General features: G+C 33.3%; 23 protein-coding genes. 18 read left to right on the forward strand and 5 right to left on the reverse strand.

The genetic code is table 11. From position 1 onward, the window contains the following. The first annotated feature begins 41 nt into the window (after positions 1-41). From MUA37_RS06615 to MUA37_RS06660, 10 genes are all read left to right on the forward strand, one after another. Positions 42-941: a phosphate acyltransferase gene (locus MUA37_RS06615; protein ID WP_142019642.1), complete on the forward strand. Its 900-nt coding sequence runs from the start codon at positions 42-44 to the stop codon at positions 939-941. 271 nt (positions 942-1,212) lie between these two features. Then, positions 1,213-2,634, forward strand: coding sequence for a dihydrolipoyl dehydrogenase (lpdA, locus tag MUA37_RS06620; RefSeq protein WP_142019643.1), 1,422 nt, complete (start codon positions 1,213-1,215; stop codon positions 2,632-2,634). A gap of 18 nt (positions 2,635-2,652) precedes the next feature. Then, positions 2,653-3,654: a thiamine pyrophosphate-dependent dehydrogenase E1 component subunit alpha gene (locus MUA37_RS06625; protein ID WP_142019644.1), complete on the forward strand. Its 1,002-nt coding sequence runs from the start codon at positions 2,653-2,655 to the stop codon at positions 3,652-3,654. After that, positions 3,647-4,630: an alpha-ketoacid dehydrogenase subunit beta gene (locus MUA37_RS06630; RefSeq protein ID WP_021459939.1), complete on the forward strand. Its 984-nt coding sequence runs from the start codon at positions 3,647-3,649 to the stop codon at positions 4,628-4,630. Before MUA37_RS06625 ends, MUA37_RS06630 begins: the two co-directional genes overlap by 8 nt. 12 nt (positions 4,631-4,642) lie before the next feature. Then, entirely contained in the window at positions 4,643-5,902 is a 1,260-nt protein-coding gene (locus MUA37_RS06635) for a dihydrolipoamide acetyltransferase family protein (RefSeq protein WP_107373492.1), read from the forward strand. A 164-nt stretch (positions 5,903-6,066) separates the two neighbouring features. Continuing rightward, complete coding sequence (gene brxB, locus MUA37_RS06640; RefSeq protein ID WP_002509727.1) at positions 6,067-6,504, forward strand: bacilliredoxin BrxB; 438 nt, start codon at positions 6,067-6,069, stop codon at positions 6,502-6,504. A gap of 14 nt (positions 6,505-6,518) precedes the next feature. Continuing rightward, the gene (locus MUA37_RS06645; RefSeq protein ID WP_021459941.1) at positions 6,519-7,505 is read left to right on the forward strand and encodes an aromatic acid exporter family protein; all 987 of its coding nucleotides are present in this window, start codon (positions 6,519-6,521) and stop codon (positions 7,503-7,505) included. A 350-nt stretch (positions 7,506-7,855) separates the two neighbouring features. Continuing rightward, entirely contained in the window at positions 7,856-8,983 is a 1,128-nt protein-coding gene (locus MUA37_RS06650) for a M20/M25/M40 family metallo-hydrolase (RefSeq protein WP_262624389.1), read from the forward strand. A 74-nt stretch (positions 8,984-9,057) separates the two neighbouring features. After that, a complete protein-coding gene (gene gndA / locus MUA37_RS06655) occupies positions 9,058-10,467 on the forward strand; it encodes an NADP-dependent phosphogluconate dehydrogenase (RefSeq protein WP_262624390.1) in 1,410 nt (469 codons plus the stop codon). A 149-nt stretch (positions 10,468-10,616) separates the two neighbouring features. Further along, a complete protein-coding gene (locus MUA37_RS06660) occupies positions 10,617-12,266 on the forward strand; it encodes a glycoside hydrolase family 13 protein (RefSeq protein ID WP_262624391.1) in 1,650 nt (549 codons plus the stop codon). Between the two features lie 587 nt (positions 12,267-12,853). On the opposite strand, the gene MUA37_RS06665 is transcribed toward MUA37_RS06660, so the two are convergent. After that, complete coding sequence (locus tag MUA37_RS06665) at positions 12,854-13,711, reverse strand: effector binding domain-containing protein (protein WP_002511212.1); 858 nt, start codon at positions 13,709-13,711, stop codon at positions 12,854-12,856. 282 nt (positions 13,712-13,993) lie between these two features. Next, complete coding sequence (gene zwf / locus MUA37_RS06670) at positions 13,994-15,478, reverse strand: glucose-6-phosphate dehydrogenase (RefSeq protein WP_002511211.1); 1,485 nt, start codon at positions 15,476-15,478, stop codon at positions 13,994-13,996. Between the two features lie 152 nt (positions 15,479-15,630). Here zwf and rnz point away from each other — a divergent pair, with 152 nt between their 5' ends. Further along, the gene (rnz, locus tag MUA37_RS06675) at positions 15,631-16,551 is read left to right on the forward strand and encodes a ribonuclease Z (protein ID WP_107380431.1); all 921 of its coding nucleotides are present in this window, start codon (positions 15,631-15,633) and stop codon (positions 16,549-16,551) included. A gap of 692 nt (positions 16,552-17,243) precedes the next feature. Here the strand turns inward: rnz and proC are convergent. Continuing rightward, positions 17,244-18,062 (reverse strand): pyrroline-5-carboxylate reductase, encoded by an 819-nt coding sequence (gene proC, locus MUA37_RS06680; protein ID WP_021458755.1) that lies wholly within the window; start codon positions 18,060-18,062, stop codon positions 17,244-17,246. Positions 18,063-18,200: 138 nt separating this feature from the next. Here proC and MUA37_RS06685 point away from each other — a divergent pair, with 138 nt between their 5' ends. Then, positions 18,201-18,959 (forward strand): SDR family NAD(P)-dependent oxidoreductase, encoded by a 759-nt coding sequence (locus MUA37_RS06685; RefSeq protein WP_021458756.1) that lies wholly within the window; start codon positions 18,201-18,203, stop codon positions 18,957-18,959. A gap of 89 nt (positions 18,960-19,048) precedes the next feature. Here the strand turns inward: MUA37_RS06685 and MUA37_RS06690 are convergent, their stop codons facing one another. Beyond that, a complete protein-coding gene (locus tag MUA37_RS06690; RefSeq protein ID WP_204171444.1) occupies positions 19,049-19,963 on the reverse strand; it encodes an aldo/keto reductase in 915 nt (304 codons plus the stop codon). Between the two features lie 182 nt (positions 19,964-20,145). Here MUA37_RS06690 and MUA37_RS06695 point away from each other — a divergent pair, with 182 nt between their 5' ends. From MUA37_RS06695 to xerD, 3 genes are all read left to right on the forward strand, one after another. Continuing rightward, positions 20,146-20,688, forward strand: a complete 543-nt coding sequence (locus MUA37_RS06695; RefSeq protein WP_002511206.1) for an NUDIX hydrolase — start codon at positions 20,146-20,148, stop codon at positions 20,686-20,688. A 103-nt stretch (positions 20,689-20,791) separates the two neighbouring features. Continuing rightward, positions 20,792-21,238 carry a ferric iron uptake transcriptional regulator gene (gene fur, locus MUA37_RS06700; RefSeq protein WP_002511205.1) on the forward strand — a complete coding sequence of 149 codons (447 nt, stop codon included), beginning with the start codon at positions 20,792-20,794 and terminating at the stop codon, positions 21,236-21,238. A gap of 31 nt (positions 21,239-21,269) precedes the next feature. Then, complete coding sequence (xerD, locus tag MUA37_RS06705) at positions 21,270-22,157, forward strand: site-specific tyrosine recombinase XerD (protein ID WP_021458757.1); 888 nt, start codon at positions 21,270-21,272, stop codon at positions 22,155-22,157. 43 nt (positions 22,158-22,200) lie between these two features. Here the strand turns inward: xerD and MUA37_RS06710 are convergent, their stop codons facing one another. Beyond that, on the reverse strand, positions 22,201-22,710 hold the full coding sequence (locus MUA37_RS06710) for a DUF309 domain-containing protein (protein ID WP_021458758.1): 510 nt from the start codon (positions 22,708-22,710) through the stop codon (positions 22,201-22,203). Positions 22,711-22,802: 92 nt separating this feature from the next. Between MUA37_RS06710 and MUA37_RS06715 the strand changes: the two genes are divergently transcribed. The 3 genes from MUA37_RS06715 to MUA37_RS06725 are packed head-to-tail and all read left to right on the forward strand — an operon-like array spanning position 22,803 to position 24,796. Continuing rightward, entirely contained in the window at positions 22,803-23,537 is a 735-nt protein-coding gene (locus MUA37_RS06715) for a segregation and condensation protein A (protein WP_002511202.1), read from the forward strand. Further along, positions 23,521-24,069, forward strand: a complete 549-nt coding sequence (gene scpB, locus MUA37_RS06720; protein WP_262624392.1) for an SMC-Scp complex subunit ScpB — start codon at positions 23,521-23,523, stop codon at positions 24,067-24,069. Before MUA37_RS06715 ends, scpB begins: the two co-directional genes overlap by 17 nt. Further along, positions 24,062-24,796 (forward strand): pseudouridine synthase, encoded by a 735-nt coding sequence (locus MUA37_RS06725; protein ID WP_002511200.1) that lies wholly within the window; start codon positions 24,062-24,064, stop codon positions 24,794-24,796. The genes scpB and MUA37_RS06725 overlap by 8 nt, the downstream gene beginning before the upstream one ends. Positions 24,797-24,820 lie beyond the last annotated feature (24 nt).

Raw genomic sequence — 24,820 nt, forward strand, 5'->3', positions numbered from 1 at the left:
AATGAGAGTATTATTAATACACTTGAAAGGTGTTGAATGTAATGCAATATCAACATTTAGTACAAAACACTTCGTCTTTAGAAGGTAATGTCGCAATCATTTTTCCCAATAACGAGAAAATTATGTCAGTCGCAATTGAAGCTCTAAAAACAACGAACGTAAATATTTACCTGTATGATACTACAGATTTAACTGAGTTATTGCGTTCTTTTGATATTGATACCCAATATTTATTACGTATATCTACGCAAATTTTAGATAATGAAATTGACTTGTTTCAGACTGTTGCCAGCGATTTAATTAACGGTAAAATTAAAGTATTGATGAAAGGGAATATTGATTCAACAAAATTGATATCATTCCTCAACCAATATCCATCATTAGTACTTAACAATAAGATATTAAGCCATGTAGCTTGTTTTAATATACCAAAGTACCATAAGATGTTATTATTAAGCGATGTGGCCATTAATAACAATCCTACAGTGTCTGATAAAATAAAAATTATTGATAACCTTTTAACATTTACTCAAAACTTAGGATATAGCAAAATAAAAGTAGCTATGTTATCTGCAGTAGATGGTGTGGACTCACAAGTCACTTCTTCTGTTGATGCACAAGAAGTAACACAACACTTTTCAAAAAGTGTAAGACCATATTTATTAATAGATGGACCACTCGCTTTTGATAATGCTATAAGTATGGAAAGCGTAATAAGAAAATCAATAAAATCCCCAGTAGCAGGTGATGCTGATGTATTGATTGTGCCTAATATAGATGTAGGAAATGCACTATATAAGTCATTTTCATATTTCGGGGACGCTTCTGTGGTTAGTTTAGTACTAGGTACTAATTTTCCAATCGTTGCCACTTCAAAAGCTGATAGCAAAAGCAATATGTTAGATTCATTATATTTTAGTTTAAGACTCAAAAAGCAATAACAAAATTAATTTAATTGCTATCATTTTTATAAATTAATAAAATAAGTTAAACTGTAAACATAATAAAACGAAAATGTTTACATAACTAATATAAAAAACAAAAGTAGAAATTACACAAAGACATACATTTTGTATACTGCTAAAATCACTATGTACTCATTCAAAGTGACATATGTTGATTTTAGCGGTAACTTGATTGTTTACACATTCCTTGTATTTTACGATAAAAAAGAAATGTCACGTCAATAAATGTTAGTTAGGAGCACAAATAATGTCAAAAGAACAATATGATTTAGTAATTTTAGGTGGAGGAACTGCAGGTTATGTTGCTGCAATAAGAGCAACTCAATTAGGTAAAAAAGTTGCTATAGTAGAAAATTCCTTATTAGGGGGAACATGCTTACATAAAGGTTGTATTCCAACTAAAGCCTTACTCAAATCAGCAGAAGTGATGCGCACAATTAATCATGCATCCGATTTTGGTGTAGATGTTGATTCATTTAAGCTTAATTATGAAAAAATACAAGAGAGAAAACAAGAAATCGTATCACAAATGCATAATGGTGTTTCACAATTAATGAAATACAATGAAATTGCCGTATTTAACGGAAATGGTCGTATATTAGGACCATCTCTATTTTCACCACAAAGTGGTACTATTTCCGTTGAATATGAAGATGGGGAATCGGAATTAATACCAAACTCAAATGTATTAATCGCTACTGGTTCTGAGCCTCTGTCATTACCATTTTTACCTTTTGATCATCAAGTTGTTCTTTCGAGTGACGATATACTTAACTTACAAAATCTTCCTCAAAATTTAGCAATTATTGGTGCAGGTGTTATAGGTTTAGAATTTGCATCGATGATGACAGATTTTGGTGTAGACGTAACTGTTATTGAAGCAGGTGAGCGAATCGCACCGACAGAAAGTAAGACTGTCGCAAAAACACTAAAACAAGATTTAGAAACACGAGGCGTAACTTTTCATGAAAAAGTGCAGCTCAGTGCAGAAGATATTTCACAACAAGATGATATAATTGAAATTAAAATTGCAGAATCTGAACAACGTTTTGATAAAGTATTAGTTGCTATTGGTCGCAAACCTCGAACTGAAGATATTGGATTAAACAATACAAAAATTCAAACAACAGATAAAGGTCATATTATTACAAATGACTATCAACAAACAGCCGACCAACATATTTATGCTGCAGGTGATTGTGTCGGTAAATTACAACTAGCACATGTTGGTTCTAAAGAAGGGATGGTTGCTGTTGAACATATGTTTGACCAAACGCCTTTACCAATAAATTATCAAATTATGCCTAGATGTATATATACACAACCAGAAGTTGCTTCGTTAGGTTTGAATGTCGAAGAAGCCAAAGCAGAAGGTTACAAAGCTAAAGCAGTAAAAGTGCCATTTAAAGCAATTGGCAAAGCTGTTATCGAAGATACTAAAAACCAAAGTGGCTTTTGTGAAATCGTGATTGATCAAGACCATGATACTGTATTAGGTATTAATATGATAGGACCGCATGTAACTGAATTAATCAATGAAGCATCATTGTTACAATTTATGAATGGCTCAACATTAGAACTTGGTTTAACAACACATGCTCACCCGTCATTGTCAGAAGTATTAATGGAGTTAGGCTTAAAGGTTGAAAATCGATCAATTCACGTTTAATAAGGAGGAAGAAATTTCATGTTTGATTATAAAGATGTAGGTCTTTCAACAGAAGACTTAAAATTAATGTATAAATGGATGGACTTAGGTCGTAAATTAGATGAACGTATGTGGTTACTTAATCGTGCCGGTAAAATACCTTTTGTCATAAGTTGTCAAGGCCAAGAAGCAGCACAAATAGGTATGGGCTTAGCGATGAAAGATGGTGATATTTCTGCACCTTATTATAGAGATTTAGCACTTGTTACTTACTTAGGAATGTCACCACTTGATACAATGCTTTCTGCATTTGGTAAACGTGACGATATTAATTCAGGTGGTAAGCAAATGCCAGCACACTTCAGCAATAAAAAAATTGGCATATTATCACAAAGTTCGCCCGTAGGTACACAGGTCTTACAAGGTGTGGGAGCTGCATTATCATTAAAAATGGATAAACAAGCTAATATTGCATTAGCAACTTTAGGTGAAGGTACTTCTAACCAAGGAGACTTTCATGAAGGACTTAATTTTGCAGGCGTTCACAAACTTCCATTTATTTGTGTTATTGAAAATAACAAATATGCTATTTCTGTGCCAGAGTCATTACAATACGGTGCGGAAAAATTATCTGATAGAGCTATCGGGTACGGTATTCACGGTGAGCGTGTTGATGGTAATGATCCAATTGCAATGTATAAGGTGATGAAAGAAGCAAGAGAACGTGCGTTAAATGGTGGCGGCTCAACACTCATCGAAGCAATGTGTACACGTATGACAGCACATTCTTCTGATGATGATGACAGTGGCTATCGCTCTAAAGAAGAGTTAGATAGTTTGAAAACAGAAGATTGTAATGCATCATTTAGAGCATTTTTATTAAATGAAGGCATCATCGACGAACAATGGTTAGATGATTTAGAGCAAGAACATAAATCGATTGTCAATCAAGCAACAAAAGAAGCAGAAAAAGCACCATATCCATCTCCAGAAGAAACTTATAGTTATGTCTATGAAGGAGGGAGCGTCAACAATGGCTAAATTAACTTACTTAGCAGCTATTCATCAAGCTATGGACCAAGCTATGGACCAAGATAACAATGTATTTATATTAGGTGAGGATGTTGGTTTAAAAGGTGGCGTTTTTGGTGCTACATTAGGTCTGCAACAAAAATATGGCAGCGAACGTGTCATCGATACACCGTTAGCAGAGTCTAACATTGTAGGAACTGGTGTAGGTGCAGCAATGATGGGAAAACGCCCAATTGCAGAAATACAATTTGCTGAGTATATTTTACCAGCTACCAATCAAATTATGAGTGAGGCAGCTAAAGTTAGATATCGTTCTAACAATGATTGGAGTTGTCCTTTAACAATACGCGCGCCATTTGGTGGTGGTATTCACGGTGCCTTATATCATTCACAAAGTATCGAGAGTGTCTTCGCTTCTACACCTGGTTTAACAATTGTTATTCCTTCAAATCCTTATGATGCAAAAGGGTTGTTATTAGCATCAATTGAATCAAATGATCCCGTACTCTACTTTGAACATAAAAAAGCGTATCGTTTATTGAAAGAAGAAGTGCCTGAAGATTATTACACAGTGCCAATTGGTAAAGCTGATGTTAAACGACAAGGTAATGATATTACTGTTTTCACTTATGGTTTATGTGTAAATTATTGTATTCAAGCCGCTGACATGCTTGCCGAAGAAAATATAAGCGTTGAAGTTGTTGATTTACGTACAGTTTACCCACTAGATAAAGAAACAATTATCGCAAGAGCTAAAGAAACAGGAAAAATCTTACTCGTTACAGAAGACAATTTAGAAGGTAGTGTAATGTCAGAAGTAGCAGCTATAATCGCTGAAAATTGCTTGTTTGATTTAGATGCGCCAATTATGCGTCTTGCAGGACCAGATGTACCATCTATGCCATTTTCTCCACCGTTAGAAGATGAATTTATGATGAATCCTGACAAAATACAAATAAAAATGCGAGAACTAGCAGAATACTAAGGAGGCCTCACAATGGAAATTAAAATGCCTAAACTAGGTGAAAGTGTGCATGAAGGTACAATTGAACAATGGTTAGTATCGGTCGGTGACACTGTAGAAGAATATGACCCGTTATGTGAAGTTATAACAGATAAAGTTACTGCGGAAGTGCCATCGTCATATGCCGGAACTATTACAGAAATTACTGTGAATGAAGGTGAAGTTGTAGAAGTTGGAGCAGTGATCTGTCACTTGGCAGTAGAAAATGAAGCGTCTACGGAAGAAGCATCAACTACAGCTAATAATGAAGAGGTTACAACATCAACACCTACTGAAACTCCATCTGAAACAGAGTCAGTTCAACAAGATTCTACTAAACCGAATAATAATGGGCGCTTTTCACCTGTAGTATTTAAACTTGCATCTGAAAATGAAATTAACTTATCACAAGTTGTAGGGACTGGATTTGAAGGACGTGTCACGAAAAAAGATATTGAAAAGGCCATTAAGGAAGGTACAGCTAAAGAGGCTTCGCATTTTGTTAATGCGCCGACGCCAACTGTCGATGACCAAAGCAGCATAGCTACACAACAGGCTGGTTCCTCTATTCCAGTAAATGGTGTACGTAGACAAATCGCGCAAAACATGGTCAATAGCGTTAATGAAATTCCACATGCATGGATGATGATTGAAGCAGATGCTACTAATCTAGTAAATACGAGAAATTATCATAAAGAAAGTTTTAAAGCAAAAGAAGGTTACAATATTACATTCTTTGCATTCTTTGTAAAAGCTGTTGCAGAGGCATTAAAAGCATTTCCGTTGTTAAATAGTAGCTGGCAAAATGATGAAATTGTTATTCATAAAGATGTGAATATTTCTATTGCAGTTGCTGATGAAGATAAATTATATGTACCTGTAATTAAAAATGCTGATGAAAAATCAATCAAGGGTATTGCTCGCGAAGTAAATGATTTAGCCCAAAAAGCACGCTATAAAAAATTACGTAGCGAAGATATGAAAGGTGGTACATTCACCGTTAACAATACTGGAACATTTGGTTCAGTATCATCGATGGGCATTATTAATCATCCACAAGCAGCAATTTTACAAATTGAATCAATTATCAAAAAGCCTGTCGTAATTGATGATATGATTGCTATTCGAAATATGGTTAATTTATGTTTATCTATTGATCATCGTATTTTAGATGGCTTACAAGCTGGTAGATTTATGAATTATGTAAAATCACGTATCGAACAATATTCAATTGAAAACACAAGTATATTTTAAGCAAAACTAATTAAAAAATCTTTATTGGAGCGAGATTAAGAAACGATACAAATTGTTCTTCTATCTCACTCCTATTTTTATGCATGTGAAACACGCGGGTTGAACAATTACCAAGAAATTAGTAAAATAATGATATTAATAAAGATATGGAAGGTGACCTGGTTATGGATTTAAATTTCGATTTATATATGAATGATGTCGTAGACCAAGCTAGAAACGAAATGGTCGAAGCGGGATATGAACAATTAACGTCTGCTGAAGAAGTAGATAAAGTATTACAACAAGATGGCACTACTTTAGTAATGGTAAACTCAGTCTGCGGATGTGCAGGTGGTATGGCTCGTCCAGCAGCCGCTCATTCTCTACACTATGATACGCTCCCGGATCGCCTAGTGACTGTTTTTGCTGGTCAAGATAAAGAAGCAACACAACAAGCACGTGATTACTTCGAAGGTTATGCACCTTCAAGTCCATCATTTGCATTAATTAAAGATGGACAAATTACTGAAATGATAGAACGTCATCAAATAGAAGGTCACGATGTGATGGATGTTATTACGCAATTACAATCTTTATTCGATAAATACTGCGAAGAAAGATAAAGAGGCCAAATATCATGCCACGTTTAAATCCATATAAAATAGGATTTAGGACGATAAAGACGGCCATTGGAATGGCACTAGGAATTATTATTGCACAACTGTTAGGGTTAGATAATTTTTCTTCTAGTGCCATTTTAGTTGTACTTTGCATAAAGCATACAAAAGTTCATTCTGTACAAGCAATAGCTTCACGTTTTGTATGTTGTACGCTAATATTGATATTTGGTTCAATTATTTTTAATTACTTCGGACAACACGCACTAATACTAGGTCTTATCGTACTGTTTTTTATACCGCTAACAGTAGTTTTAAAGGTTCAAGAAGGTATAGTAACCAGTTGCGTAATCTTGCTTCATGTCTTTAACGCACAAATTATTGATATAAATTTATTTTTCAATGAGATTTTATTATTAATTGTAGGTTTAGGTATAGCCTTTTTAATGAATATGATTATGCCAAGCTTAGATAAAAATTTAAAACAATATAAGCATGAAATTGAAGATTATTTTACAGAAGTTTTTAAAACATATAGCGAAGTATGTAGAGATCCGAGCCGTTCATTAGATTTATCGTTTTCTCAAATCCAATTTACCATCAAAAAAGCAAAATCACTTGCTTTTAGAGATGTTAAAAATCATTTTGGCAGAAATGAAAACTCATATTATCATTATTTTGATATGCGTGAGGAGCAGCTTGATTTGTTACGCAGAATTCAAAACATGTTGCAAAATATAGAGTGTTCAGATTTATTATTAGACCAATTAAGTAACTTATTATTAGAAATAGCCGAAAATGTGAATAGTAATGATTATACTTTACTGCGTTTACATTCATTATATGAAATTCGACTTGAATTAGACAAAATGCCTTTACCACAATCACAAAACGCATTACAAACAAGAGCTAGTCTTATGCAGTTGTTAAATGAATTGGAAGAATATTTACTAATCAAATCAGATTTCGGATCTTTAAAAATGCATCATGAATCACACAGTGCATAAAAAGAACCTAAGTGAGTAACATTAATTCACTTAGGTTCTTTTTAATTACTATCCCATCATTGGAGCAAAACTTGATAAAATCAAAGCTAATACTACTGCAACGAGCATGACCACAATGATAACTCTTAATACTTTATTATTATTCACTTAAAATTCCTCCGTAAAACTTATAATATCTTATCCACAATACATAGTTTACTCTAATTGTTAATATAAGCATATTTTATAATATATTGCTGATGAATGGAAGTAATCAAATATGTTTCGTAAATGACTAATTTTGTTTACACTTAACAATAATGACTATAATACTAATACTATGCAGAAACACATATTTTAGGAGTGGAACTATGATCAATCAAGAACGTTTAATTAATAATTTTTTAGATTTAGTTAAGATTAATTCTGAATCGGGATATGAAGCATCGATTCAAGAATATTTAAAATCATACTTCCGACAATTACATGTGCAAGTCACAGAAGATAACGCCGGGTCATACGAATATCTCGGAGCCAATAATTTAATTTGTACATTAGCACCATATAATGCACATGACAATAGCGATAAAATTTACTTTACTAGTCATATGGATACCGTGGCACCAGGTAAAAACATCAAGCCAGTAATAAGTGAAGACGGATATATTTATTCTGATGGTACTACAGTTTTAGGCGCAGATGATAAAGCTGGCATAGCTGCAATCTTAGAATTAATACATACATTACAAGATTATGATATTGCACACGGACAAATACAGTTTATTATAACTGTAGGTGAAGAATCTGGGCTAGAAGGCGCTAAAGTATTAGATAGTACATTATTAGATGCAGAATACGGTTATGCAGTAGATGCCAGTGTTCCTGTCGGTACTACTGTTATAGGTGCCCCGACACAAATGAAATTAGTAGCAACAATACATGGTAAAAAGGCACATGCAAGTACACCAAATAAAGGAATAAGTGCTATTAACATAGCTGCAAAAGCCATTAGCAATATGCATTTAGGTCAAATTGACCATGAAACGACAGCAAATATTGGTCGTTTTGAAGGTGGCTCTGCAACAAATGTCGTTGCAGATAAAGTAACTTTACAAGCAGAAGCACGTTCCCATTCTCCACAAAAAGTAGAAGCTCAAATTAATCATATGAAAAAAATATTTGAAGCGACCGCTACGAATTACGGAAGCTCAGCAACAGTAGAGACATACCAAACCTACACAGGTTTTAAAATTGATGACCAAAGTAAAGTTATACAAGTAGCACAGTCTAGTGCAACACAATTAAATTTAGAACCACAAACAGTTATTGCTGGAGGTGGATCCGACGGTAATATTATTAATGGCTATGGTATTCCTACAGTGATTTTAGGTGTTGGTTATGAATTTATACACACAACTGAAGAACGTATGGAGATAAAATCGTTAACAGCATTAGCTCAGCAGTTACTTAAAATCACACAAATTGCTAATCAAGGTTAGAAACTCATTTAGTGATGTGATTACTGCTTTGTGATACAATAAACATGTAAACTTTAATAAGAGAGGTTAGTAATATGACACAACAAATTGGTGTAGTAGGTTTAGCAGTAATGGGTAAAAACCTTGCTTGGAATATTGAATCACGTGGTAATAGCGTTTCAGTATTCAATCGTTCATCTGAAAAAACAGATGAAATGGTAAAAGAATCCGAAGGTAAAAATATCCATCCAACATATTCAATTGAAGAGTTTGTTAATTCTTTAGAAAAACCCCGCAAGATTCTATTGATGGTCAAAGCTGGTCCAGCTACAGATGCAACAATAGATAGCTTATTACCGTTATTAGATAACGACGACATTCTTATTGATGGTGGTAATACAAACTATCAAGATACAATTAGACGTAATAAAGCTTTAGCTGAAAGCGGCGTTAACTTTATTGGTATGGGTGTATCAGGTGGTGAAGTAGGAGCATTAACAGGTCCTTCTTTAATGCCAGGTGGACAAAAAGAAGCATTTGATAAAGTAAGTGATATACTTGAATCTATCTCAGCAAAAGCTAAAGATGGCGCACCATGTGTTGCTTATATTGGCCCTAATGGCGCTGGCCACTATGTAAAAATGGTACATAATGGTATCGAATACGCTGACATGCAATTAATTGCTGAAAGCTATGCAATGATGAAAGATTTATTAGGAATGTCTCATGAAGAAATTTCTAACACATTCAAAGACTGGAATGCAGGAGAACTTTCTAGTTACTTAATCGAAATCACTGGTGATATCTTCACAAAACTTGACGAAGGTTCTGATGAAGCACTTGTTGAAAAAATATTAGATACTGCTGGACAAAAAGGTACTGGTAAATGGACATCTATTAACGCATTAGAATTAGGTATTCCATTAACAATCATTACTGAATCAGTATTTGCAAGATTTATCTCTTCTATAAAAGAAGAACGTGTAAATGCGTCTAAACAATTAAATGGTCCTAGTACAAACTTTACAGGTAATAAAGAGGAATTCCTTGAAAAAATTCGTAAAGCTTTATATATGAGTAAAATTTGTTCATATGCACAAGGTTTCACACAAATGAAAAAAGCTAGTGAAGACAACGACTGGAATTTAAAATTAGGCGATTTAGCTATGATTTGGAGAGAAGGTTGTATCATTCGCGCTCAATTCCTACAAAAAATTAAAGATGCGTATGATAATGATTCAAACTTACAAAATTTATTACTAGATCCATACTTTAAAGATATCGTAACAAATTATCAAGATGCACTACGTGATGTAGTTGCAACTGGTGTGCAAAATGGTGTACCAACACCTGGTTTCTCAGCAAGCATTAACTATTATGATAGTTACCGCTCTGAAGACTTACCAGCAAACTTAATCCAAGCACAACGTGACTATTTTGGTGCACACACTTATGAACGTAAAGACCGTGAAGGTGTTTACCATACACAATGGATTGAAGACTAATTATATTTAGCATAAGCACTCATTGAGAGTGCTTTGCTTTTCAACATATATGGAATCGATTACATTTCTTAAACTATTTTTATATAATTAATGTTTCAATCCATATCTATACATATTTTAATTAATCTATTTTAAAACGGAGGTCTAAAATGACGACTAAAAAATGGTGGAAAGAAGCAGTTGCCTATCAAGTTTATCCAAGAAGTTTTAATGACTCAAATAACGACGGTATAGGTGATTTAAATGGACTAATTGCTAAATTAGATTATTTAGTAGACTTAGGGATCGATATTATTTGGTTATCCCCAATGTACAAATCGCCAAATGATGATAATGGTTACGATATTAGTGATTACTTTGATATTATGGATGAATTTGGTACTATGGCTGAATTTGATGCTTTGTTAGAAGCTGTGCATAATAAAGGGATGAGGTTAATTCTAGATTTAGTTGTTAATCATACTTCCGATGAACATCCATGGTTTATCGAATCACGTTCCAGTAAAACTAATGCTAAAAGGGATTGGTATATTTGGCAAGATCCACAACCAGATGGTAGTGAGCCAAACAATTGGGAAAGTATTTTTAATGGTTCTACATGGGAATATGATCAAAAAACTGAGCAATATTATTTCCATTTATTCAGCAAAAAACAACCTGATTTGAATTGGGAAAATCCAGAAGTGCGACAAGCTGTCATTTCAATGATGAATTGGTGGTTTGATAAAGGAATTGATGGTTTTAGAGTAGATGCAATCACTCATATTAAAAAGTCATTCGACAAAGGCAATTTACCAACAACGAATCAGCAGAAATTTGCACCAGCTTTTGATGCTGCAATGAATCAACCAGGTATTCATACATGGTTACAAGAAGTCAAAGAGGGTAGCTTAGATCATTATGATATTATGACTGTTGGTGAAGCTAATGGTGTTAGCCCCGCTGATGCACACCTGTGGGTTGGTGAAAATGAAGGTAAATTCGATATGATTTTCCAATTTGAACATTTAGGATTATGGCAAACAGGGGAAAGTAGCTTTGATGTATTAGCATATAAAAATGTTTTAGCTACATGGCAAAAACGTCTAGAAAATAACGGTTGGAATGCCTTATTTATCGAAAATCATGATCAACCACGCCGAGTATCAACTTGGGGAGATGATCAACAATTTTGGTATGAATCTGCAACAAGCCATGCAATCGTCTATTTCCTACAACAAGGGACACCATTCATTTATCAAGGACAAGAAATAGGTATGACTAACTATCCTTTCGAGCATATTGAAACCTTTAATGATGTTGCAGTTATAAATGAATATAATATTGTTAAAGCTCAAGGTGGCGACACAGAAGCCTTGTTACACAAACATAAAATGGAAAACAGAGATAATGGTCGGACACCTATGCAGTGGAACACTGATAAACATGCTGGCTTTTCAACTGCTGAACCTTGGTTCCCAGTAAATCCAAACTATAAAGATATTAATGTGGCACAACAACTTGAAGATCCAGATTCAATTTTAAATTTCTATAAGGACTTAATTAAAGTTAAAAAGTCGGATGATGTGTTCACTTATGGTCAGTTTGACTTAGTTGATGAAAATAATAGTCAGGTTTTTGCTTATACTCGTAAATTAAATGACATAACTTACTTAATAGTTGGAAATTTAACTGATAAAAATGCGCAGTTATCGCTAGATAATAATAGTAATAAACCACAAACAATATTACATAATTATGATGGTGATATTGATTTACAAAATTTACAAGCTTTTGAAGCAGCAGTAATTAAATTATAATGGTAACAGGGAGTGGGACAGAAATCTGATTTTGAAAAAATGATTTCGTCGTCCCACCCCGGCAAGGATGACTAGCGTTGAAAAAAGCTTGGTTTAAAGCGCATTTTCAATGCAGTCAGCTACTGCCCATGTGAAAAAGGTTTCTAATAAAACATGGAGTGGGACAGAAATCTGATTTTGAAAAAAATGATTTCGTCGTCCCAACTAGTATTGAAACAAGCTTGGTTTGAAGCGCATTTTCAATGCAGTCAGCTAACTGCCAATATAAAAAGAGGTTAGAACAAATCAATGATGTCCTAGCCTCCATAACGTAGACAAATCCTTTGCATTAATTTGCGAAGGATTTGTTTATTTTTTATTTAAATAGCTTTGTCAAAATAGTAGTGATTTCGTATATTAACTTAGTAGGAGTAATGTCGACCAATCGAATCATCTGATACATATAATCTATATCCTGTTGGCAGTGATTTATGCCAACTCCTGTGGGCCGAAGACTACAGGCTGAGGCAGTGCCCACTGAAAGCGTGCACAAAAACTTACAACAATTTAAAGAGGCTGGAGCGAATTTATAATGTCCCAGCCTCTAATCAAATATCTTGTTGATTTACAGGTAACCATAATTGTATTTTTGTAAAGCTATCCTCAAAGGAAATATCGAAAGGATACACTTCTACATATAAACTGTTATGTTCATAAGGTAATGATAATTGTAAACTTGTTTCGATATAGTGCCATGCCTCATTTGTTACATAATCAATTTCACCTTGTAAATTAAACTTAGCGTATTGTCGTTCTGGTAAATAACGACTTTCTAAATGCTCAGGGTATCGATCACTCGGCACACCTACAAATATTTCTACGCCATATTCTAAAGGGCAGCTAATAACATATAATTCATGTGGACTCATATTATTATAGCGCTGCAACTCAGTTATTTTACCTTCTATCACTAAATCTTCTAAAAAGTCAGGTACTTTAAAAGGATTTTCAATATCTACAGAGTTAATGAATTTTGCATAACCTACCAAATTCAGACCAGCAGTTATTTCCAATCTAAATGTATAAGGTGCTTTTTCAGTGGTAGTTACTTTCAAATATTGCCTATTTTGTACTTTTAATCGTTCTTTTTTAGCATTTGCTTGTAATGGTGAAATACCATGAAAATCACTAAAATCATATGCAAAATCATTCGTATTTGCATAATGATATTTTTTTGCTATATCAACTAAACGACCTGATCCATCAAGAAGTTCTTGTGCAGCAACAGTCATTTTTCGTGCTTGTGCATACTCACTCGGTGATAAACCAACAATCATTTTGAATGATTGATCTAAGTGATAAGGTGAAAGACCTACGTAATCACTCAATGTTTGCAAATGAAATTGTTCTAGCAAATGGTCTTCAATATAAACGATTGCTTGCTGAATTTGCTTGATAACGTCCAAAACTTTCACCCCTAAAACTTACAAAGCCGAAATCATAAAGCAACAGAAACTATGTTACAAAAGTTGCTTTCGTTTTATAAAAAATCTTATTATTACTTATGTATAGTTTACCTTATTTGAAGCTTAATAACACCTATATTGGTGTGTAACATTTTGCCCTATAAAATTTGTAGCGTTGGTGTTTCCAATAACTAAAATAATAACACAAAAAGGAACAAAGAAAAAAGCGACAACATCAGTGTAAAAAGACACTGTGTTATCGCTTTTTTGTGCTTTTAATTATTAATGAATATCATCCCACCAATGGAAACCATCTCTACTTAATAGTAAATCACTTTCCAATGGTCCATTAGAACCAGCAGTATAGTTAGGGAATTCAGGTGCTGTTTGATCCCATTCATTTTGAATAGCATCGACAAATCTCCAAGTTGATTTTAATTCTTCCCAATGAGTAAAGTTAGTAGCGTCACCATTTAAACAATCAAATAATAAGTTTTCATAAGCATCAACTGTATTCATTTTATCTTGTGCACTCATAGCATAAGATAATTGTACAGGTTCTGTCTCAATGCCTTGAACATTTTTCTTAGCATTTAAATGCAATGATACGCCTTCATTTGGTTGAATATTGATTACTAATAAATTAGAATCTAATTTTTTATCTGTTTCATAGTATAAATTCATAGGTACTTCTTTAAATTCAACAACTACTTGAATCGTTTTACTCTTCATACGTTTACCTGTACGAATATAGAATGGTACACCAGCCCATCTAAAGTTATCAATTGTCAATTTACCAGCGACAAAAGTAGGGGTCGTTGAATCTTCAGCAACACGATCTTCATCACGATATTTTCTTACTTCTTGTCCATCAATAACACCGTTATCATATTGACCACGTACAAAGTTTTGGCTTACTTCTTCCGGTTCTAATTTACGTAAAGATTTTAATGCTTTTACTTTTTCAGCACGAATGTCTTCACTGTTTAAACTAATAGGGGCCTCCATAGCTAATAATGCGACCATTTGTAACATATGATTTTGTACCATATCTTTTAGTGCACCACTTGATTCATAGTACCCGCCACGATCTTCGACGCCTAATACTTCAGAAGAAGTGACTTGTATATTTGAAATGTATTTATTATTCCATAATGGTTCGAACATCGCATTTGCGAAACGTAAAACTTCAATGTTTTGTACCATATCTTTACCAAGATAGTGGTCAATTCTATATATTTCTTCTTCTTTAAATGAACGTCGAAGTTGTTCATTTAATTGTTCAGCTGAAGCCAAATCTGTGCCAAATGGTTTTTCAATCACTAAACGTTTAAAACCATCTGTATTTGTTAATCCAGAAGATTTTAAGTAATCAGAAATCACACCAAAGAATTTTGGAGCCATCGCTAAATAAAATAGACGATTGCCTTCTAATTTAAATTCTTTATCTAATTTATTACTGTACTCTAGTAGAGATTCATAACTTGCTTCATCACTCACATCATGTTTGTGATAAAAAACATGTTCCATAAATTTATCTAAATGCTTGGTGTTTTTAACGTGTTCTTGAATTGATGATTTCACTTGACTACGGAAATCATCGTTAGTTAACTCTCTTCTACCTATACCGATAATCGCAATATGCTCATTTAAATTTTCTTGTTGGTATAAATGAAATAACGATGGGAATAGTTTTCTGTGGCTTAAATCACCTGTTGCTCCGAATATTGTTATTAAACATGGTATATTCTTATTTCTAGTACTCAAGATAAAAACCTCGATTCTTTTTTAAAATCTTCTTTAATTATAGACTAATTAATCGTATAGTTCATACCATTTTGCTTATAATCAATTTTTTCTTTACTATAACATTCTTAATTTTATATGCTAAAATGTATTCAAGAAGAGGGGGCACGTTCATGGAAATCACATTTTTCGGCACAAGTGCTGGCTTACCTACGAAAGAACGTAATACACAATCTATCGCACTTAATTTAGAACCTTATTCTAATAATATATGGTTATTTGATGTTGGTGAGGCTACACAACATCAAATCTTACACCATTCCATAAAGTTAGGCAAAATAGACCATATTTTCATAACACATATGCATGGTGATCATATTTTTGGACTACCCGGCTTATTAACAAGTCGTTCGTTCCAAGGTGGGGAAGGCAAACCATTGACTATTATAGGTCCTAAAGGGATAAAATCATTTGTCGAAACAACATTAGCTTTATCTGAATCAAGATTGAATTACACATTGACATTTATTGAACTCGACAATCATTTTGCGTATCAGCATAATGGTTTTACAGTTACAGCAGATATTTTAAATCATGGTATAACTTCATTCGGTTACCGTATTGAAGCACCACAAACCTCTGGTAAGATAGATGTCCAAGCTTTAAAATCAATAGGGCTAGAACCGGGACCTAAGTATCAAGAAGTAAAAGAACACGAAACGTTTGAGTTTGAAGACGTTATTTACAATTCTTGTGATTTTAAAGGGGCACCGACACCGGGACCCATAGTTGCTATATTTGGAGATACTAAACCTTGCGCAAATGAATATCAAATTGCATTGAATGCGAATGTTATGGTGCATGAAAGTACATACATAGAAGGCGACAAAACTTTAGCGAATAATTATCACCACAGTCACATTGAAGATGTGTTTGCTTTAATGCAGAAAGCTAATGTTAAGCATAGTCTAGTAACACATATTAGCAATCGATATACACTTGAAGAGGTGGAAGCAATATATAATGACTTATTGCAAGGTGACACATTACCAAGTTTTCAATTTGTTAATGATTTTGACTCTTACCAAATATAAATAGATGAAGTAGCCTTGGACTACTTCATCTCAGTTCATACACAATGTCTAAATTTAACATTACATCGACTATACGTAATAAATGATAGCTAATTATTATTTATTTTAATAATTAGCAGTGCTTTAGCCGACTCCTGCGGAAAAGGCACTTGCCGAAGACTACAGGCTAAGGCAGTGACCACAGAATGTGTACACAAAAAAACTGCCAACAAAGTTGTAAACTTTATCGACAGTTTGAAGAGACTAGGACAATATTAATTGTCCTAGTCTCTTTTCATATTGGCAGTAGCTGACTGCATTGAAAATGCGCTTCAACCCAAGCTTGTTTCAACGCTAGTCATCCTTGCCGGGGTGGGACGACGGAATCATTTTTTCAAAATCAGATTTCTGTCCCACTTCATGTTTTATTCGAAACCTTTTTCATATTGGCAGTAGCTGACTGCATTGAAAATGCGCTTTAAACCAAGCTTGTTTCAACGCTAGTCATCCTTGCCGGGGTGGGACGACGAAATCATTTTTTCAAAATCAGATTTCTGTCCCACTTCATGTTTTATTCGAAACCTTTTTCATATTGGCAGTAGCTGACTGCATTGAAAATGCGCTTTAAACCAAGCTTATTTCAACGCTAGTCACCCTTGCCGGGGTGGGACGACGAAATCATTTTTTCAAAATCAGATTTCTGTCCCACTCCCTTAAACTTCGTCATCTTGATTTGATAATTCTACACTTCTATTAACTGCAGAACGTAGACAATCTTCAAAAATACCTTCAATATCATATTCCGATAAGGCATTTAAACCTGCTTGCGTAGTACCGCCTTTAGAAGTAATATTTTTTCTCAGTTGTTCCATGCTCAATTCAGAACGTTCAATCATTTTACTTGTCCCAATAATTAAATTTCTAATTGATTCTTCTACTTGGTCTTTTTCTAAACCTAAACGCGTACCTGCAGTTACGTATTGTTCGAATACATGATATAAAAATGCTGGGCCGCTTCCTGTAATTGCTGTTACTTGGTGTAAATTATCTTCTGATACTTCAATAACAGAGCCAAATGCATTAATTAGTTCATCTACTTCTTCTTTTGAAGAAGGGCCGAAGTTGTTTGAAAAACTTATACCAGTCACCGAATGTCCAACATGTGCATTTGTATTTGGCATTATTCGTGCTACTGGATTTTTTGTATCTAGTAATTCTTGGATATAGCTTATCGGTAAGCCAGCCATAATTGATATGAATTTATTTTGTTGAGAAATATGTGGTTTTATGCGTTCAGCTAAATTTTCAAAATCATATGGTTTTGTACCTAAAAAAACGTAATCGGCATCAGCAAGTAGGGCGTGGTCATCATAACTATAGTTCACACCTAATTCTTCTGCATATGCTTTTAGTGCACCTTCATTTGATCTGTTCGTTAGATAAATGTCGTTCGACTCAATAACATTTGAGTTTACTATGCCGGTGAATATAGCATGTGCCATATTGCCTGCCCCATAAAATACTAGTTTCATGTAGTTTCAACACTTCCTTATCTTTTGATGTTTCTATACTAACATAGATAATGAATATTCCTAATATTTTCTGTCGATACTTACATATCAATGTCGTTTATCCTATAATTAAATCATTACAAATAAAGGAGCGTTATAATGAGTAGTCAACACTTTGTTTTGACCGGTGCTACGAGTGGTGTAGGGTTATCCTTATTAAAGTTACTGCTACAACAAAAAGTTAGAGTAACTGTTTTAGTACGGTCACCACAAAAATTAACAGCATTAAAAAATAAAGACGAAGACAATTTATTGCAAATTATAGAATGTGATTTACTTAATATGGATGATATTAATGGGTTGCAACAATATTTTCAAAACACCACGATTACTGGCTTAATTTATAGTGCAGGAATGGGTTACTTTAAATCTATATCTGACCATAGTGCCCAAGAAATCACTGACACATATAATTTGAATGTAGTCCATTTCAACTTATTATTTAAAGTTTTGCAACCTTATTTAGCTACAAAAGCTACAATTGTCGGTATAGGGAGTCAAGCTAGTCATATTACACAGGCATATGCTGCTCATTATGGTGCCAGCAAAGCTGCTTTTAATCAATTACTCAATGCATTACGTCTCGAGCATCCTAATTACCATGTCATGGTTGTGAATACCGGTCCGATTGATACTGCATTTCATCAAAAAGCTGATCCTTCATTAACATACGCCCAAAAATATCAATCAATAATGCTTGATGCGGATACATTAGCAAAAGATATTATTAATGGTATCATTTGGAAAAAGACAGAAATCAATAAACCTTATTGGATGAATGTATTACTTAAATTTTATAATTTAGCACCTCGTACGTTCGAGCGATTGTTACCTAAATTATTCAAAAACAAACAATAAAAAATGGTCACATCTAAACAAATGATAGTTTACGATGTGACCATAATAATATTTTTATATTAATGGATTGATATTCAAAATATGACTTTTTACTGTAGGTGTTGTGTGTAATTTAAATCTTTTACGCGTTCACGTGCTGCTTTTAATTGATCGACACCAATGGCTTTAGCAGCTTTATAATTTTCAATATTTTCATCTAATTGCTCAACGCTACTTGCACCTACAATAATGGAACCTAACGCATTTTGTGATTGTAAATAGTTAAAAGTTAGTGCTGTCAGGTTATTTTCTACTTCTTTAACAGAAGCGATTGTTTCTCCAAGTTCTTGATAACTATAGTCAAAAATACCGTCAGCAAATTTGTTATCCAACGCTTGATTGCTGTTTGCTGTTAATAATCCTTTAAAAACAGGACCACGTGCTAAAATTTTAACATTATGTGCATGTATTTCATCTACAAGCGCTTCGGGTCTGTTATCAATTAAATTAAATTGAGACATGAGTGTTTCAATGTCACTATGCTCTAAATAATAACGAATAACATTTGGTCGAATAGAAGAAATACCATAAGCTTGAACTATACCTTCTTGCTTTAATTCCTCAAATGCACTTATCGTTTCATCTAACGGATCATCAATTGTGCCTCCGTGCAATTGATAAAGTTGTAGTTCGTCTAAGCCTAATCTGTGTAACGACGTTTTAACAGAAGATTTTATGTGTTTTTTTGATGGATCCCAAAATGTCGAACCATCTTGTTGTAAATGATTACCTACTTTAGTACCTACAACAATATCATCTCTATTTTGGTATTTTTTAAGTGCTTTACCTACGATTTCTTCATTCACACCTTTATCATAAATATCAGCTGTATCAAAATAAGTGATACCATGTTCAATTGCACGTTCAATGATACTTTCAGCATGATCATATGCTGTACCAAGACTCATACAACCTAAACCAATTTCTGATAATTCTATGCCACTTTTTAATATGTTCTTTTGCATGTTAATACTCCTTTCGATACACTAATTAAATAAGATAAAGAGGTGCCATTTAGTCGTTGCAAAACACTGAATAATTAACATATGACATAATGTAAATATGCCCATGTGTTTATACTACACCTCAATTATCAATAAATTAATCTTAACAATAACTTATACTAATTAAAAGGACAGTGATTACGATGGAACTAAACGAAAAAACAATTGCCAAAACTACGATATATAATGGCAAGATTATAGATTTAGAAGTCCACGATATAGCTTTACCCAACGGACAAACGTCAAAACGTGAGCTTGTTAAACACAATGGCGCTGTTGCAGTATGTGCTATAACACCTAATAATAAAATCATATTAGTGAAGCAATTTAGAAAACCTATAGAAAATACTTTATTAGAAATACCAGCAGGTAAACTAGAACTAAATGAAGACAGAACATCGGCAGCACAACGCGAATTAGAAGAAGAAACTGGTTATATTGCTGACGATTTACAGTTAATCACAGAAATGTATGGTTCTCCAGGGTTTACAAATGAGAAAATATCAATTTATTTTGCTGATAACTTGAGAATTGGTGAAATGAATTTAGATGATGATGAGTTTGTAGAATTACATGAATTATCAATTGAGGAAGCAACCACAAAATTACAAAACGGCGAAATTACAGATGCCAAAACCATTATAGCCATTCAATACCTATTACTTAATTATAATCATTCTAAATAAAAAGTATTTAAACTTGCACATTTTATCAATTATTGGTATTTTATATATGAATCATTATGTAAATTAAAATGATTATAATTATTAGTAGAGGAGTGAGGCTTCCGTGGAAGAACGATTAAATCGCGTGAAGCAACAATTACAACAGTCATCATACAAATTAACTCCACAACGTGAAGCAACTTTAAGAGTTTTAATTGAAAATGAAAAAGATCACTTAAGTGCTGAAGATGTCTATTTAAAAGTAAAAGATAAAGCACCTGAAATAGGTTTAGCAACGGTTTATAGAACATTAGAATTATTAGCCGAATTAAAAGTAGTAGATAAAATTAATTTTGGCGATGGCGTTGCTCGTTTTGATTTACGTAAAGAAGGGGCTAAACATTTTCATCATCATTTAGTTTGTATGGAATGTGGAAAAGTTGAAGAAATTGAAGAAGATTTGTTGCCACAAGTAGAAGAAAAAGTAGAACACGATTTTAACTTTAAAATTTTAGATCACCGATTAACTTTTCACGGTGTGTGTGAAACTTGCCAATCAAAAGAAAAGTAAATCACAACCACTTAAATGTTGAGGTGTGAATATGGAAACAATCAAAGATGAATACTTGAAATTCATACAGTTAGAGAAGGGCTTAAGTAGTAATACTATAGGCGCTTACCGTAGGGACCTAAATAAATACATTACATATCTACAAGATCATAAAATTACACATATAGACTTTGTAGATCGTCAAACTTTACAACAATGTTTAGGTTTTTTGCATGATGAAGGTGCATCAACAAAATCATTAGCAAGATTTATTTCAACCGTACGTAGCTTTCATCAATTTGCTTTAAGAGAGAAATATGCCGCAAAAGACCCTACAGTTCTTATTGAAACGCCTAAGTATGATCGAAAATTACCTGACGTACTTGCAGTAGATGAAATTTTAAGATTGTTAGATGCTCCTGATTTAAGTAAAAATAATGGTTATCGAGATCGAACGATATTGGAATTATTGTATGCTACTGGTATGCGAGTTACAGAATTAATTGATTTAGAGGTTGAAAATGTTAATTTAATTATGGGATTTGTCAAAGTGTTTGGCAAAGGAGGCAAAGAACGTATTGTCCCTTTAGGAGATACAGTAATTGACTACTTATCTACATATCTTGAAACAGTTAGACCACAATTGTTAAAAACAACTGTAACTAACGCTTTGTTTCTGAATTTACATGGCAAGCCTTTGTCACGCCAAGGTATATGGAAAATGATAAAACAAAACGGCATCAAAGCTAATATTAATAAAACTTTAACTCCTCATACGATGCGCCATTCATTTGCAACGCATCTTTTAGAAAATGGTGCTGATTTACGTGCCGTACAAGAAATGTTAGGGCACTCGGATATATCAACCACACAATTATATACGCACGTGTCAAAATCACAAATTCGTAAAATGTATAATGAATTTCATCCAAGAGCATAACAATTAAAAATCCACAAGCACTGAAAACAGCGCTTGTGGATTTTTAATTGAAACCGTGTAATTTTCGTTGTTGCAAAGCTTGCTTTCTAGCAGCAATTACTTCTGAACGATCACGTTTTATATGATGATGAACAATATAGTCGTCATCAATTACATACGGTGTCACTATATAATTGGGAAATTGTTGGATTATCTGTTGCTCAAACGCAGTGTTAAGGGGTAAATGGACAGGCGCAAAAGGCTGCTCTTGACCCACGTTATCTATCATATTTTGAACTAATGATTTATAGGTAGTTATATCTAAGCCTAAATCTGGTTTAATGTTAACTGCATTTATTACGGACAATGCCTTTATAAATGATCGTTTTGCTCCTATTAAATTGCCTCTACGATAATGATAACAACCTGTAGAAAATAATATTAAACTAACAATTGCATCATTTTTATTAAAATGGGGATTTTCTTTCCACGCTTCTTCTAAAATATCATGACATAAAAAATAATGTTGTTCAGTATGAAATTGAAAATAAAATAATTTCAATGCTTCTTTCATTTTATATCGCTCCAAAATTTAATGTTCTTCGTAAACATGGTATAATATTTTAGTGAATTACGCACATAACTTGCAATATGAGGTAGATAAAAATGTATGAAGTGAAATTAGATGCTTTTAACGGACCTTTAGATTTGTTATTACATCTTATCCAAAAATTTGAAATAGATATTTATGATATTCCTATGAAGTCTTTAACAGAGCAATATATGCAATATATTCATGCAATGAACCAATTAGAAATCAATGTTGCAAGTGAATATCTCGTTATGGCCTCCGAATTATTAATGATTAAAAGTAAATTATTATTACCACAAACTGAAACAGAAATTGAATTAGAAGATGATCCCCGTGAAGATTTAGTTGGACGTTTGATTGAATACCAAAATTATAAAGAGTATACAGAACTGTTAAACTCTAAAAAGGCAGAACGTACTTGCTATTTTTCAAAACATCCAACTGATTTATCTCATTTAGAGCGCAATGAAACGTGGGATAGCAATCAAACTATTGATTTAACAGAACTTATTATTGCATATCAAAAAGTAAAAAATAGAATCGCTTTTCAAACACCTAAGACTGTAGACATACATAAAGAAACTTTCACAATTCAACAAGCAACAACGCAAGTACAATCAAGATTGCAACAAGAACAGTCATTCAATTTTTTTAGCTTATTTAATTTTACCGAACCCGTAGAAATGGTCGTTACACACTTTTTAGCAATATTGGAAATGTCAAAATCGGGAATTATAAATATAGAACAAACAAAAAGTTTTGAAGATATTCACATTATAAGGGGGGTAAACTATGGCATTAACGGATAAAGGCATCTTAGAAGCCCTGTTATATACAGCTGGTGATGAAGGCCTCGAGACTAAACAACTAATTGAAATTTTGGAAATTACAGAAGATCAATTAACAACGTTAATCAATAATTATGAGTCAGAAGGTCTGATGATTCAAAAATTTGGGACGACATATGTCTTAACAACACAAAAAGCTGCTGCGCATTATATCGAAAAACTAATCGAACAAAAATCAAATATGAAATTATCACAAGCTGCTATGGAAGTGTTGTCTATTATAGCTTACAACCAACCCCTTACACGTGGAGACATTGAAATGATTAGAGGTATTAACTCTGATGGTGCAGTTAAAACACTCATTGCAAGAGGAATCATCGAGGCAAAAGACGAAGATAATTCACGTAGCCAACAACTCTATACTACAGATTTATTTTTAAATGTCTTTGGTTTAGACAGTTTAGAAGCTTTACCTACAACAGATGAAGAAGACGAAGAAATAGAAGAATTTTTCAGTAATTTAGTTAACCAAAAAGGAGGATATAATGAGTAAAGAGTTCGAAAGATTACAAAAACGTATTGCAAATAGTGGTTATACATCACGCCGTAAAGCAGAAACATTAATAGTTGAAGGCAAGGTTAAAGTTAATGGAACAGTAACTGATGAGTTAGGAACGAAAGTAAAACCATCTGACGTCATAGAAGTAGAAGGTATTAAATTAGAGCAAGAAGACAAGCTTTATATTTTATTTTATAAACCATCACAAGTCATAACAAGTGTCTCTGATGATAAAGGCCGTACAGTTGTTACTGATTATTTCAAAGAACTTGATACGCGTATTTATCCAGTAGGCCGGTTAGACTATGATACTTCAGGGCTATTATTACTGACAAATGATGGTGAATTTACCAATTTGATGACGCATCCTAGATACAAAATTCAAAAAAAATATGTTGCTAAACTTAAAGGCTACTTAATGCGTGAAGAAGTAAAAGCATTAGAAAAAGGTATTATGCTTGAAGATGGTTTAACTCAACCAGCAATCGTTAAAGTTAAAAATCAAGACAAAGAAAAGAATACAACATTAGTAGAAATTACTATTGCAGAAGGTAGAAATCGCCAAGTAAGACGTATGTTTGAACACTTTGGTCATACAATAAGCAAACTACAAAGAATTGAATTTGGACCGCTCAATTTGAAAGGCTTAAATGCAGGTGAAGGTCGTGTCATGACACCTCATGAAGTTAAAACTATACGTCACATGGCAGAAAACGGCTAATTAATGTGACTAATCTATGACATT

Origin of the sequence: Staphylococcus arlettae (genome assembly GCF_025560845.1) — a bacterium.
GTDB lineage: Bacteria > Bacillota > Bacilli > Staphylococcales > Staphylococcaceae > Staphylococcus > Staphylococcus arlettae.

What these genes read in the sequence shown, in the direction of transcription:
- MUA37_RS06615 (WP_142019642.1), top strand. Translation starts at nt 42, where the DNA reads ATGCAATATCAACATTTAGTACAAAACACTTCGTCTTTAGAAGGTAAT.
- lpdA (WP_142019643.1), top strand. Translation starts at nt 1,213, where the DNA reads ATGTCAAAAGAACAATATGATTTAGTAATTTTAGGTGGAGGAACTGCA.
- MUA37_RS06625 (WP_142019644.1), top strand. Translation starts at nt 2,653, where the DNA reads ATGTTTGATTATAAAGATGTAGGTCTTTCAACAGAAGACTTAAAATTA.
- MUA37_RS06630 (WP_021459939.1), top strand. Translation starts at nt 3,647, where the DNA reads ATGGCTAAATTAACTTACTTAGCAGCTATTCATCAAGCTATGGACCAA.
- MUA37_RS06635 (WP_107373492.1), top strand. Translation starts at nt 4,643, where the DNA reads ATGGAAATTAAAATGCCTAAACTAGGTGAAAGTGTGCATGAAGGTACA.
- brxB (WP_002509727.1), top strand. Translation starts at nt 6,067, where the DNA reads ATGGATTTAAATTTCGATTTATATATGAATGATGTCGTAGACCAAGCT.
- MUA37_RS06645 (WP_021459941.1), top strand. Translation starts at nt 6,519, where the DNA reads ATGCCACGTTTAAATCCATATAAAATAGGATTTAGGACGATAAAGACG.
- MUA37_RS06650 (WP_262624389.1), top strand. Translation starts at nt 7,856, where the DNA reads ATGATCAATCAAGAACGTTTAATTAATAATTTTTTAGATTTAGTTAAG.
- gndA (WP_262624390.1), top strand. Translation starts at nt 9,058, where the DNA reads ATGACACAACAAATTGGTGTAGTAGGTTTAGCAGTAATGGGTAAAAAC.
- MUA37_RS06660 (WP_262624391.1), top strand. Translation starts at nt 10,617, where the DNA reads ATGACGACTAAAAAATGGTGGAAAGAAGCAGTTGCCTATCAAGTTTAT.
- rnz (WP_107380431.1), top strand. Translation starts at nt 15,631, where the DNA reads ATGGAAATCACATTTTTCGGCACAAGTGCTGGCTTACCTACGAAAGAA.
- proC (WP_021458755.1), bottom strand. Translation starts at nt 18,062, where the DNA reads ATGAAACTAGTATTTTATGGGGCAGGCAATATGGCACATGCTATATTC.
- MUA37_RS06685 (WP_021458756.1), top strand. Translation starts at nt 18,201, where the DNA reads ATGAGTAGTCAACACTTTGTTTTGACCGGTGCTACGAGTGGTGTAGGG.
- MUA37_RS06690 (WP_204171444.1), bottom strand. Translation starts at nt 19,963, where the DNA reads ATGCAAAAGAACATATTAAAAAGTGGCATAGAATTATCAGAAATTGGT.
- MUA37_RS06695 (WP_002511206.1), top strand. Translation starts at nt 20,146, where the DNA reads ATGGAACTAAACGAAAAAACAATTGCCAAAACTACGATATATAATGGC.
- xerD (WP_021458757.1), top strand. Translation starts at nt 21,270, where the DNA reads ATGGAAACAATCAAAGATGAATACTTGAAATTCATACAGTTAGAGAAG.
- MUA37_RS06710 (WP_021458758.1), bottom strand. Translation starts at nt 22,710, where the DNA reads ATGAAAGAAGCATTGAAATTATTTTATTTTCAATTTCATACTGAACAA.
- MUA37_RS06715 (WP_002511202.1), top strand. Translation starts at nt 22,803, where the DNA reads ATGTATGAAGTGAAATTAGATGCTTTTAACGGACCTTTAGATTTGTTA.
- scpB (WP_262624392.1), top strand. Translation starts at nt 23,521, where the DNA reads ATGGCATTAACGGATAAAGGCATCTTAGAAGCCCTGTTATATACAGCT.
- MUA37_RS06725 (WP_002511200.1), top strand. Translation starts at nt 24,062, where the DNA reads ATGAGTAAAGAGTTCGAAAGATTACAAAAACGTATTGCAAATAGTGGT.